The 11949-nt window shown below is 70.3% G+C and carries 10 protein-coding genes and 1 pseudogene; 3 read left to right on the top strand and 8 right to left on the bottom strand.

Annotated elements, in window-relative coordinates; all coding sequences use genetic code 11:
• From treY to Q6348_RS11840, 3 genes are all read right to left on the bottom strand, one after another.
• Nucleotides 1-1825, bottom strand: a 1825-nt coding sequence (treY, locus tag Q6348_RS11850) for a malto-oligosyltrehalose synthase (protein ID WP_304601491.1), incomplete at its 3' end; no start/stop codon positions are given.
• Nucleotides 1822-3939 (bottom strand): glycogen debranching protein GlgX, encoded by a 2118-nt coding sequence (glgX, locus tag Q6348_RS11845; protein ID WP_304601490.1) that lies wholly within the window; start codon nucleotides 3937-3939, stop codon nucleotides 1822-1824. The genes treY and glgX, both read right to left, overlap by 4 nt.
• A 66-nt stretch (nucleotides 3940-4005) precedes the next feature.
• Nucleotides 4006-4440 (bottom strand): rhodanese-like domain-containing protein, encoded by a 435-nt coding sequence (locus tag Q6348_RS11840; protein ID WP_304601489.1) that lies wholly within the window; start codon nucleotides 4438-4440, stop codon nucleotides 4006-4008.
• 67 nt (nucleotides 4441-4507) lie between these two features.
• Between Q6348_RS11840 and Q6348_RS11835 the strand changes: the two genes are divergently transcribed.
• Nucleotides 4508-5314 (top strand): glycerophosphodiester phosphodiesterase, encoded by an 807-nt coding sequence (locus Q6348_RS11835; RefSeq protein ID WP_304601488.1) that lies wholly within the window; start codon nucleotides 4508-4510, stop codon nucleotides 5312-5314.
• On the opposite strand, the gene Q6348_RS11830 is transcribed toward Q6348_RS11835, so the two are convergent.
• Nucleotides 5274-6323, bottom strand: coding sequence for an alpha/beta hydrolase (locus Q6348_RS11830; protein ID WP_304601487.1), 1050 nt, complete (start codon nucleotides 6321-6323; stop codon nucleotides 5274-5276). The two genes, Q6348_RS11835 and Q6348_RS11830, sit on opposite strands and share 41 nt — an antisense overlap.
• Complete coding sequence (locus tag Q6348_RS11825; RefSeq protein WP_434061986.1) at nucleotides 6320-7786, bottom strand: MFS transporter; 1467 nt, start codon at nucleotides 7784-7786, stop codon at nucleotides 6320-6322. Before Q6348_RS11825 ends, Q6348_RS11830 begins: the two co-directional genes overlap by 4 nt.
• Nucleotides 7787-7870: 84 nt before the next feature.
• On the opposite strand from Q6348_RS11825, the gene Q6348_RS11820 reads away from it, so the two are divergent.
• Nucleotides 7871-8113, top strand: a complete 243-nt coding sequence (locus Q6348_RS11820) for a hypothetical protein (protein WP_304601485.1) — start codon at nucleotides 7871-7873, stop codon at nucleotides 8111-8113.
• A 198-nt stretch (nucleotides 8114-8311) separates the two neighbouring features.
• On the top strand, nucleotides 8312-10567 hold the full coding sequence (locus Q6348_RS11815) for a putative bifunctional diguanylate cyclase/phosphodiesterase (protein WP_304601484.1): 2256 nt from the start codon (nucleotides 8312-8314) through the stop codon (nucleotides 10565-10567).
• Between the two features lie 27 nt (nucleotides 10568-10594).
• Here Q6348_RS11815 and Q6348_RS11810 read toward each other — a convergent pair whose 3' ends face one another.
• The 3 genes and pseudogenes from Q6348_RS11810 to Q6348_RS11800 form a co-directional block, all read right to left on the bottom strand.
• Nucleotides 10595-11323: a hypothetical protein gene (locus Q6348_RS11810; protein ID WP_304601483.1), complete on the bottom strand. Its 729-nt coding sequence runs from the start codon at nucleotides 11321-11323 to the stop codon at nucleotides 10595-10597.
• Nucleotides 11323-11628, bottom strand: coding sequence for an S-adenosylmethionine decarboxylase (locus Q6348_RS11805; RefSeq protein WP_304601482.1), 306 nt, complete (start codon nucleotides 11626-11628; stop codon nucleotides 11323-11325). The genes Q6348_RS11810 and Q6348_RS11805 overlap by 1 nt, the downstream gene beginning before the upstream one ends.
• A 178-nt stretch (nucleotides 11629-11806) precedes the next feature.
• Nucleotides 11807-11949 (bottom strand): annotated as a pseudogene (locus tag Q6348_RS11800) (Dyp-type peroxidase domain-containing protein); the annotation flags it as partial.

The raw sequence follows: 11949 nt of genomic DNA, 5'->3' as shown, positions 1-11949 counted from the left end.
TGGTCAGGTACTCGGTCAGTCGAGCGGCCTCCAGCGGTCCGTCCTGCCAGGTGCCCGCGATCGTCTGCCACAGGAGCGACGCGGTGCGCCCGTCGAGCAAGGACGGCCGGACCTCGGACGTCGCGGACCGGACCCGGGCCACGAGCTCGGCCCACTCGCCGGGTAGCTCGGAGAGCACGCCGAGGTGCGCCCTGGTGTCCTCGGAGCGCTTCGTGTCGTGCGTGGACAGCGTCGTCATCGCCACGGGCGCGTGCACCTGGGCGTGCGCCGCCCAGGCGTGCAGCTCCTCGGGGGCGATGCCGAACCGCTCCGGTGCCCCGCCGACCTCGCACAGCGCCACCAGGTGCGTCCACCGGTAGAACGCGGTGTCCTCGACGCCCTTGGCCATGACTGCGCCGCAGGTCTGCTGGAACCGGATGACCAGCTCGTCCCGTCGAGCCTCGCGGGTCCGCCCCGCCGAACCGGACTCCTTGCCGAGCAGCATCTCGGCGAGCAGGTCCAGCGTCTCGTGCCGGTTGGGTGCGAGCCGGCCGCGGGCCATCTCGACGGCCTCTGCGAATGCGGCGTTGACCTCGCTGCGCGGCGGGGTGCCTGGCACGACGTAGTAGCGGTAGCGGTCCGCGGCGACCAGCAGCTCCACCAGGCAGTCCTGCAGGGCCCGACGGGTGTGGTCGCGCAGCCGGACGTCGTCGGCGCAGATCGCCGCGGCGAGCTCGGCCAACCGGTGCACCTCGGCGTACAGGGGGCCGGCCACGATCTCCCGCTTGGCAGTCTCGACGACGCCGGGTAGCGCGTCGCCGGTGTCGCCGGTGAGCTGGTGCATGAGGGCGGCGAGCTCGCCCGACCCGCCCGGGTCGATGAACACCTGCTGGATGCGCCACAGCGCGTCGTAGCCCGTCGTGCCCGCCGTGGCCCAGTCGTCCGGGAGGTCTTCTGCGGGCGACAGGATCTTCTCGACCACGACCCACGCGTCGTCGACGGCCTCGGCGAGCCTGGCCAGGTAGTCCTGCGGGTCGGCGAGCCCGTCGGGGTGGTCGATGCGCAGTCCGTCGACCGTCCCGGAGCGGATCAGGTCCACCACCGTGCCGTGGGTCGCCTCGAACACCTCGGGGTCCTCCACGCGGATGGCGGCGAGCGACCCGACGTCGAAGAACCGGCGGTAGTTGAGCTCCTCGTCTGCCACCCGCCAGTACGCCAGGCGGTAGTGCTGGGAGGCGACAAGGTCGACCAGGGGGAGCTGCTCCGTGCCGGGCCGGACGGGGAACACGTGGTCGTAGTAGCGCAGGACGGGCTGCGGGCCCACCTCGCCGGGCAGGGCGACCTCGTCGAGGGTCAGCTCGCCGTCGGCGAGCACGGCGCCGATCCGCCGTCCGAGGATCGGCATGAGCAGCGCCCCTTCGCCGGCCGACCAGTCGACGTCGAACCAGCGCGCGTAGGGAGACTCCGGGCCCTCGGCCAGGACCGACCAGAGGGCCCGGTTGTGGTAGGCGGGGGTGGGGACGGCCATGTGGTTCGGGACGACGTCGAGCACGAGGCCCAGCCCGGCGTCACGGGCGGCTGCGCCGAGTCGGTCCATCGCGGCGCGTCCGCCCAGGGCCGCTGAGACCGTGGAGTGGTCCACGACGTCGTAGCCGTGCGTCGACCCGGGAGCCGGGGTGAGCACGGGGGAGAGGTAGACGTGGCTGACGCCCAGGCGCGCGAGGTAGGGGATCTGCTCCGCCGCGGCGTCGAGGGTGAGCTCGCCGCCCAGCTGGAGGCGATAGGTCGAGGTGGGGACGACCCGGTCGTGCGGAGGGCGTCGGCGGCTGGGCCCGCGGTCGCTCACCGGCCGTCCACCTTCCGGGTCAGCACCACGGTGCTGCGCTCGGTGAGGGTGAGCGCGGAGCCGGCCGCGACCACTCGCCCCTCGGTCAGTGCCCGGCCGGTGTCCAGCACGCAGCTCCAGTGCTCGCCGTAGTCGGCAGTGGGCAGAGTGAAGGGCACCCCGTGCGGTGCTGCGTTGAAGAGCAGCAGGAAGGAGTCGTCCAGGATCGGCTCGCCGCGCATGTCAGGCTCGACGATCGCGTCGCCGTTGAGGAATACCTGGAAGGCGCGGGCGTACTGCTCGGTCCAGTCCTCGTCGGTCATGTGCTCGGCGCCGGGAGTCAGCCACGCGATGTCGCCGAGCTCCGACTCGCCGCCGTGATCCGGCCGGCCGGCGAAGAACCGCCGCCGTCGCAGCACGGGATGGTCACGCCGCAGCTGGATGACTCGGCTGGTGAAGTCGAGGTGCGACTGCTCGCCCTCGTCGAGGTCCCAGTCGATCCAGGCCAGCGGGTTGTCCTGGCAGTAGGCGTTGTTGTTGCCCTGCTGCGTGCGGCCGAGCTCGTCGCCGTGGGAGATCATCGGGACCCCCTGGGAGAGCAGGAGGGTCGCCAGGAAGTTGCGCCGCTGGCGCCGGCGCAGCGCGAGGACCTGTCGGTTGCGGGTGGGCCCCTCGGCCCCGCAGTTCCAGGAGCGGTTGTAGCTCTCGCCGTCCGCGTTGCCCTCGCCGTTCGCCTCGTTGTGCTTGTCGTTGTAGGAGACCAGGTCGGCCAGGGTGAAGCCGTCGTGCGCGGTGACGAAGTTGATGGACGCGATGGGGCGCCGCCCGTTGTGCTCGTACAGGTCCGCGGAGCCGGAGAGCCTGCTCGCGAACTCTCCGAGCGTGGCCGGCTCGCCTCGCCAGAAGTCACGCACGGTGTCCCGGTAGCGCCCGTTCCACTCGCTCCACAGCGGGGGGAAGCCGCCCACCTGGTAACCGCCCTCGCCCAGGTCCCAGGGCTCGGCGATGAGCTTGACCTGGCTGATCACGGGGTCCTGCTGAACGAGGTCGAAGAACGCGCTCAGCCGGTCCACCTCGTGGAACTGTCGCGCGAGCGTGGCGGCCAGGTCGAAGCGGAAGCCGTCGACGTGCATCTCGTTGACCCAGTACCGCAGCGAGTCCATGAGGAGCTGCAGGACGTGCGGGTTGCGCATGAGGAGCGAGTTTCCGGTGCCCGTGGTGTCGTAGTAGTAGCGCTGGTCCTCGTCGACGAGCCGGTAGTAGGCAGCGTTGTCCAGGCCGCGGAAGCACAGCGTCGGACCGAGGTGGTTGCCCTCGGCGGTGTGGTTGTAGACGACGTCGAGGATCACCTCGATGTCCGCCTCGTGGAGCGTCTTGACCATCTGCTTGAACTCCTGGACCTGCTGCCCGGGCGTGGTCGAGGACGCGTACCCGTTGTGCGGTGCGAAGAAGCCGATGGTGTTGTAGCCCCAGTAGTTCGACAGGTCCCGCTCCTGGAGGGTGGGGTCGTTGACGAACTGGTGGACGGGCATGAGCTCGACGGCAGTGACGCCGAGCCGGGTGAGGTGGTCCACGATCGCCGGGTGGGACATGCCCGCGTAGGTCCCGCGCTGCTGCTCCGGGACGTCGGGGTGCTGGGCGCTGAGGCCACGCACGTGCGCCTCGTAGATGACGCTGTCGTGGTACTCGTGGTTCGGCGGCCGGTCGTGTCCCCAGTCGAAGAACGGGTTGATGACGACCGACGTCATCGCATGGGACGCCGAGTCGTCGGTGTTGAGGCTCTCGGGGTCGCCCCAGTCGTAGGAGTAGAGCGACGGGTGGCCGTCGACCTGCCCGTCGATGGCCTTGGCGTACGGGTCCAGGAGGAGCTTGGCCGGGTTGCACCGGTGGCCGGCTGCGGGGTCGTACGGTCCGTGCACGCGGAGCCCGTAGCGCTGCCCGGGCTGGACGTCCGGCAGGTAGGCGTGCCACACGAACGCGTCCACCTCGGGAAGGTCGACGCGCTCCTCGGTGCCGTCGTCCGCGATGAGGCAGAGCTCGACGCGCTCGGCGATCTCGGAGAACACGGCGAAGTTCGTCCCGCTGCCGTCATAGGTCGCGCCGAGCGGGTACGGACGGCCTGGCCAGATCTGCATGCGCCCAAGAGTGCCAGGCATGCGCGGCCCGCGCCGTCCCATCGGACGCGAACCGGCGGGCTGAGGTCAGCCGGTGACGATGGTGCCGCCCGCCTGTGCCCATGCCGTGATGCCACCAGCGAGGTCGGCGAGGTCGGTGAACCCGGCCGCGGCCATCTGCTGCATGGCAGCGGCGGACCGGTTGCCGGAGTGGCAGTAGACGGCGTACGGGACGGACGTGTCGAGCTGCGCGATGCGGGTCGCGAAGTCGGGCGCCTCGACGTCGACGTTGATGGCGCCGGGCAGGTGGCCGGCGGCGAACTCCTGCGGGGTCCGCACGTCGAGGACGACGACGCCGGGCGTCGCCGCGCGCTCGGCGAAGGCCTGCGGCGGGAGGTCCTTGAGCTCGGCGTGGGCGCCGTTGGCTGGGGTGTCGCCGGCACAGCCGGAGATGCCGGCGGCCAGGGCGACCCCGAGGGCTGCTGCGGCGGCGACGCGGGTGGTGCGAGTACGGAGCAACATGGCCGAGAGCATACCCCAGGGGGTATTGTTCCGCGGCGCTGGACGGTCAGCCGATAGCGTGCCCCTCATGACCCGAATCGTCGCGCACCGAGGCTCGAGCTCGAGCTGGCCCGAGCACACCCGGGCCGCGTTCCGGCAGGCGATCGCCGACGGCGCGGACGGGCTCGAGTGCGATGTCCGGCTCACCGCAGAGGGAGTCGCGGTGTGCTGGCACGACGCGACGGTCGACCGGACCAGCGACGGCAGCGGTCCCGTCCTGGACCACACGATCGACGAGCTTCGCGGGCTCGACGTGCTCGGGGGGGCCAGGGTCCCCGCTCACCTCGGCAGGGCTGGGCAGCAGGTGCTCACCCTGGCCGAGCTCGTGGAGATGGCCACCGATGCCGGCCGGCCGCTGACCCTGGCGATCGAGCTCAAGCACCCCGCGCCGTACGGGTGGCGTGCCGAGGACGTGGTGCTCGACGTGCTGGACCGGGCCGGGTGGGTCGACGGCCGGATCGGCGACGTCGACGTGAGTCTGATGAGCTTCCACCCGGGCTCGCTCGCCCACCTCGCCTCCCGCGTCGACGGCAGGGTGTTGATGCCGCTGCTGGACCTGCTCGACCCGGCCACGGTGGGCGACGTGCCTCCCGACGTGGCCGTCGACCTGCTCGCGGAGTCCGTGGCGATGGTGGACAGCGGTGCCGCCGGAGGTGTGGGCCCCTCGGTCGCCTACGTGCGTGCGCACCCGGATCGCGTTCGCCGGTGGTCCGAGGCCGGCCGGGTGGTCCGGGCCTGGACGGTCGACACGGCCGACGACCTGGACGTGTGCCGACGTGCCGGGGTGGGCGAGGTCACGACGAACGACCCGGCTGGGCTGCGTCGGCTGCTGTGAGGACGGGGTGGGCGGCGGCATCGGCGGCGACCGTGGCGTCGTCCGCCACGTCGAGGACGGCGGTGAGCCAAGCCCGGACCGTCTCGTGATAGATGGCGCGCGGCCGCGCGGCGGAGAGTGTGAGGTCGTGCACGCCCCCAGGCACGCGGACGACGGTGACCTCGTCGCCCAGCGCCGGGGCGCGCTCGACGATCTGCTCGACGTCCAGGACGGTGTCCTGGCTGTCCAGCAGCGGGTTGTCGGGGGAGTTCGGGCCACTCGCGGCCGCCGTGCACACCAGGACGGGCGCGGTGATGCGCAGTCCGCGGGCCAGTCGGGCCTGCCCGCGACGCACCGCGCGGAGCCATCCCGCGCGGACCGGGAAGCCGCCGGGCGGTTTGAGCGAGAGGTCGTAGTCCCACCGTCCACCGTGGTCGACGTGCAGGTGCCAGGAGTACGCCGAGGGTCCGTCGGCGACGACCTGGCGGGGATCGACCGGCGCGACCTCGAGCAGCCGGGTGGACACGACCCGGTGGAACCACCCTGCGTTGAGGTCGAACCAGGGGCTGTTGAGCACCAGGGCGTCCACGACGCCCGCGTGCCGCAGGCTGTGCGCCCAGAGGCTGGCGACGAGCCCTCCGGTCGAGTGGCCCATGACGACGAGCCTGTCGTGCCCGAGCTCGCCGCGGATCGCCCGTGCCGCCAAGGTGAGCTCCTCGGAGTACTCGGTGAGGTCGGTGCACCAGTGCGGCGTCTGGCCCTCGCGCCAGGAGCGCCCGCAACGCCGCAGGTCGAGTCCGTAGAAGCGGTACCCGCCCGCGCCCAGGTCCTCGGCGAGGTGGGTCTGGAAGACGTAGTCGTTGAAACCGTGCACGTAGAGCACGGCCGGTGCCGCGGCGACGGGGTGGTCGGCGGGAGCCGGGCCGCGCACCAGGGTCGCGACGAGCGGCCCCTCCTCGTCGGAACCGAGCTCCAGCGTGGCCTGCTGCCAGCCGGCCACGGCGTCGTCCCGCCAGACGAGCGTGCTCACGACGTCCGGGCCAGGCGCACCGGGAGGAGGAGAGCGAGGCCGAGTGCCAGCACGAGCATGATCCCGACGATGCCCCAGTACTGTGCCCCGCCGAACGCGATGAAGGCCGAGAACGCGACCGGGGCGATGAAGCTCGCGGCGCGACCGGTGGTCGCGTAGAGCCCGAAGATCTCGCTCTCGCGACCCGGCGGGATGACCCGCGCCAGCATGGTGCGGCTCGCCGTCTGCGCGGGACCGACGAACGCGCTGAGCATCAGGCCGAGGACCCAGAACACCGTCTTGCCGCCCGCGTGCAGGCCGAAGATGGCGGTTCCCGAGATCAGCAGCCCGACCAGCGCCGCCACGATGACGGCCTTGGGACCGAACCGGTCGTCGAACCAGCCCGACGTGATGGTCGACAGGCCCGCGACGAGGTTCGCGGCGATCGCGAAGATCAGCACCTGGTCCGTGGAGAACCCGAAGGTTCCGGACGCGATGACCGCCCCGAACGTGAAGACCCCGGCGAGGCCGTCCCGGAACACTGCGCTGGCGATCAGGAAGCGCAACGTGTGCCGCGCGGTTCGCCAGAGGCCCGCGATGTCGGAGAACAGTCGTCGGTAGGCCTGCCAGAAGGAGTCGCGCGCCCGGGCGGCCGACGGCGGTGCCTCGGGAACGGCGACAAGGACCGGCACGGCGAACACGCCGAACCACACGGCTGCGGTCAGGACGGCCGCGCGGATGTTGAGCCCGTCCGCAGAGGTCACACCGAACCAGCCCACCTCCGGTGCGATGAAGCCGACGAAGAGGAGCGCGAGCAGCACGATCCCGCCGATGTACCCCATGCCCCAGCCGAAGCCGCTGACGCGCCCCACGTTCCGCGGCGTGGAGACCTGGGTCAGGGTGGCGTTGTAGTTCACGGCGGCGAGCTCGAAGAACACGTTCCCCACGGCGAGCAGTGCGATGCCTGCGAGCAGGTTCGCCGTCAAGGCGTCCGCGGCCGGACGCACGAGGAACATCGCGGCGGAGACGAGCACGACGACGCCGGTGTGCACACCGAGCCAGCGCTTGCGGTGGCCGGAGTCGTCGGAGCGGGAGCCCGCGACGGGCGCGAGGAGCGCGATGACAACTCCCGCGAGCCCGATGCCCCAGCCGAGCCACTCCGAGTGCAGGGCGATCGCGTCGTCGAGAGCCTGAGCGGCCGCCGAGCCGTCGGGCGCGCCGTCGGCTGCGGCCACGACCGCGGGGTCGACGAACGCGGAGCTCGTGAGCCAGACGGTGAAGACGAACGTGGTGATGACGGCGTTGAACGCCGCCGAGCCCCAGTCCCACAGCGCCCAGGACAGGACTCGCCGACGAGGGACCGGAGCCGGCGCCACGTCGTCGCCCGCTCTACCGGGCGCCGCTGCTGGACGCGGAACAGGGGCGGCGGCGGGCGACCACGGGTCGCCTGCGGATGGGTGTCCCTGCGGGGCGCCGTTGTCCATCCGGGCATCGTACGGCCGCCGGGTGGTCGGTCGGGTGATGCGCCGACGTCGGGCCGTGTCGGTGCCGGGGCGGAGGATCGGGTCATGGCACTCCCGCGCACCACCTTTCGGCGTCGACTGGCGCTGCCGGGTTGGTCGTCGGCCTCTGAGTGGGGGTACGACGAGGTGTTCGAGTGCTACTGGGCCGAGCTCCGCGCCGACGGGGTCAGCCTCCCCGTCCGGATCGGCCCGGAGTCGCTGCTCGTCACTCTCGGTGCGCTGGCGGGTGCCGTGTCCGGGCTCACCGGGTGCCTGACGGACGACGCGTACCTCGCTCTGACGGGCTGACCGCGGCGGATCGTCCAGGTTGCGGGCGTGCCTGCATGGCCGCCCCGGGAGCCCGGTACGGTGGTGGAGTCATGGGTTGTCATGACAGTCTGTCAGGGTGAATTTGCCATGCCTTTGGACGTTTCGCTCAAGAGGTTGTGGATGTGGGTCGATGGTGACCTTGCACATCCTGTGACTTCTGCGGCGATAGGGGAGACGATGGCGGATCAGCCGGGCACCCTGTCCCGCGCCGTGCGAGCCGTGGCGCCGGTCCCGTGGATTCTGATGCCGGGTGGCTGGCTGATCGCCGAGCTCTTGCCCGGCGGGCCGGCTGATCCCCCCGCGCGTATCACGCTGCTTGTGACGTTGGCCATCTTCTTCGCTGTCATCATCTTCCGTGTCGTGGCTGTGGGACTGGCAGATCGGCGGCGGCGACTCGCGATGGCCACCCTCGCCGGCTCGATTGCCTTGTGGGCCGGCGGGTCCGCGACGGTCAACGCAGGACAGACGGTCGACGCGGTCTCCTTTCCGGCGCCGGGCGAGTGGGCATGCATCGTCGCCTACTGCGGGCTCGCCGCTTACGTGATCATGGACGCTGGCCGTCGCCGAATCCCACTCGCCGTTGCCCTTGAGGCGGTCGTCGTGTGGGGGGCGACGATGTGCCTGTCGGCGTTCGTCTTGGTGATGCCGGTTGCGCGCCAGTTCGAGGGTCAGGCGACCAAGCTCTTCGTCGCAGTGCTCTTCCCGATGATCAACCTGGCGCTGGCGGGGCTTCTGCTCGGCCAAGTCGTGCTCCGGCTGCGCCGCCGCGAGGGACGCACCACACTCCTCGTGGCTGGATTCGTTCTCGTTGCCGTCGCAGACTCCAACTTCCTCGCCAACCTGGGCGTCCGCGAGTACTACACCACGAGCCTCCTGCTGGCGGCGGTTTGGGGTTCCGGTTTCGCCTTGATCGCTGAAGGTGCCGTCCGGCCCGGGGTCGACGTAGCCGGGGCGCGACGGGAGACGCCATCCGGGCTCCTCCTCGGCGCAGCCGGGGTGGCCGTGGCAGCTGTCGCCGTTGCATCGGACGGGGTGGGTGGATGGCTCGTGCGGGCGCCGGCTGTTGTGGTCCTGGCTGCCACCGGATGGAGACTGCTCCTCGCGCTCAACGAAGCCCGGGGTGCTGCCGAGGCGATGCGTCTGTCGTTGACGGACGAGCTCACCGGGCTTGCCAACCGACGGTCGGCTTTGGCGGCGACGGACCACGCGCTCCAGCATCGCGGACCGGTCTCGGTTCTCCTGCTCGACCTGGACTCGTTCAAGGACATCAACGACTCGCTTGGGCACGGAGTTGGCGACGAGGTGTTGATCAGTCTGGCCGGACGTATCCGCGAGGTCCTTGGCCAGGGCGCGGAGGTGGCGCGCCTGGGTGGCGATGAGTTCGCGATCGTCCTCCCGCAGGAGGACGAGCTGGTTCTGTTCGAGGTCGCTCAGCAGATTCGGTCTGTGTTGCGCCGGCCGCTCCGCGTGGAGGGAATCGACATCTCCCTGGACGCCTCGGTGGGCATCGCCGTCCGGGAGGAGAGCGACTCGTCGGCGATCGAGCTGCTCCGGCGTGCGGACGTGGCGATGTACGAGGCGAAGCAGGCTGGCGCGGGTGTCGTGGTGTTCGATCGTGCGCAGGACGGGATGTCGCACCTGCGTCTGCTGCGTGGTGAGGCGTTGCGCAGTGCGATCGCCGAAGGTGAGCTCGTCGCGTGGTACCAGCCCCAGATCGACGCGCGCACTCGCCAGGTGGTGGCGATGGAGGCGCTCGTCAGATGGTGGCATCCCACGGAGGGGCTACTACCGCCGATTGCATTCCTGCCGGACGCGCGGCGTGCCGGTCTGATGCCAGCTCTGACCGAGTCGCTGATGCTCCAGGTCGTTGCGGACGCCAGCCGCTGGCGCGACGCCGGGTTCACCTTCCGGGTCGCGATGAACTGGGCGCCACCTGAACTTGTTGGAGGCCAACTACTTCCTCGACTGTTCAGCGCGATCGAGGAGGCTCACCTGCCGCCGGAGAGCCTCCTGGTCGAGGTCACCGAAGACTCGTTCCTGGTTGATCCGGACCGGGCGCGGATGGTCCTCCACGAGATCCGGGCGCACGGTGTCCAGGTGTCCATCGACGACTATGGCAGCGGGTTCTCCTCGCTGGCATACCTGCGCGACCTGCCGGTCCAGGAATTGAAGATGGACAGGTCATTCGTTGCACCTGTGGCCAGCGATGAGCGGTCGAGGATGATCGTGCAGACCACGACGCAGATGGCTCGTGCCCTGGGTCTGCGGTTCGTGGCCGAAGGCGTCGAGGACTCCGTCGCGCTTGGAGCGTTGGTCCCGCTGGGCGTCGATGTGGTGCAGGGCTATCACATCGCCCGTCCGATGCCAGCAGACGCGGTGGGTCCTTGGGTGCGTCACTGGACCGAGAGCCATCTGGGCAGCCGACTCGCTTGAGCAGCGAGTGTCAGGCAAGGAACACTGTCAGACGAGTGCTCCGGGAGCGGACCACGATGTCGGGACGGTGTCGGGAACCGCTGTGAGCCGGAACGCGTCGTCAGGGGGGACCGCGACTCCATCGAGGCCGTTGCCAAGGGTCACAAGGGCGAAAGAGTCCGGGTGCTCCTGACGTTGCGCGCGGAGCATCGTGTGGACGTTGGCGAAGATCGGAGTTGAGGCCGGGGAACCGAGATACGGCCCGGCCTTGGTACCGGGCAGCGCCCGGGTGACGAGCCCCACGGAGTCCAGCAGGCGGCGCACGCGCTGGTCCAGGATGGCGACGAAGTCCGTCATGGCGTTGACTCGGGCGATCGCACCGAGGGCGTAGTACAACGCGAACGAGTGGCGCAGGCCCGTTGCCCCGAGGCGGCGGCGACTGCTCACGGTCGCGACCTCCCAGGTGTGCGCCAGGTCGAGGCCGGCCGCGGCCGCGGACCTGAGACCGTCGACGTGCCAGGGCTGGCCGGCGATATCGGTGAGGGTCTTGAGCCCGGCCGCGCCTCCAGGCTGCAGCAGCCGCATCGCTGCACCCACGTCCCCAGCCGAGTCGGTCACCGCGACGAATACGGAGACTTCCTCGTACGGGCCGTACTCGACCTCGAGCTCCTCGCGGGAGTTTCCGTACCAGCGCTCGAACACCTCGGCCTCGCAGTCACGCGCTGCGTCGAGGAGGGCCCCCGTGGGGTTGACGTGCAGCCTGGCGTCGACCGACATCAGAACTCCTTGTACTCGACCGTGGTGGCTCCGAACCACTCGGTGGTGAGCTCGACCACGGCCTGGGCGGAGAACGGCTTGCAGGCATAGACGTCGACCGAGAAGAACAGGCGGGGTGTGTCCCAGGCGTAGAAGTGTGCGCCGGACGTCTCCCAGTGGATCCACCCGGCCCAGCCGTACATCGGCGACTGGTGGGTCACAGGCTCGATGAGCTCGACCATGTCGATCGTCTTGGAGAGCTGGGAAAGGTAGCCCTTGATCGAGACCTCATCGATCGGCTGCGTCACCAGCCCTTCGACAACCATGCGTTGCCGATGGATCTCTGGGGCCAGATCGCGCACGTCTACCCTCGCAGTCAGCGTCGTCGTGACAGATCGACCGCTCAGCACGGCCGATCGCGCCTATTATGCACGGTTTCGTACTGTCAGTAGCAGGACCTTGGACCAGAAGGGCCTGGAGTCAGTCACATCGATGTGACCTAGATCAGGCGAGTGCGGCCTGGCCGAGGACCTCGCCGGCGCGGGCGCCGGGGGGAACCCAGAAGACTGCCGAGCCGATCGGGGTGGTCCACCGGTTGAGCAGATCCAGCTCTGCCAGTCGGCGCTGGACCGGGAGGAACTGCTCGC

It is taken from the genome of Actinotalea lenta (genome assembly GCF_030586465.1).
Lineage (GTDB): Bacteria > Actinomycetota > Actinomycetes > Actinomycetales > Cellulomonadaceae > Actinotalea > Actinotalea lenta.
Note: the sequence above shows the minus strand (reverse complement) of the source record. Positions and strands in the feature narration are given on the sequence as shown.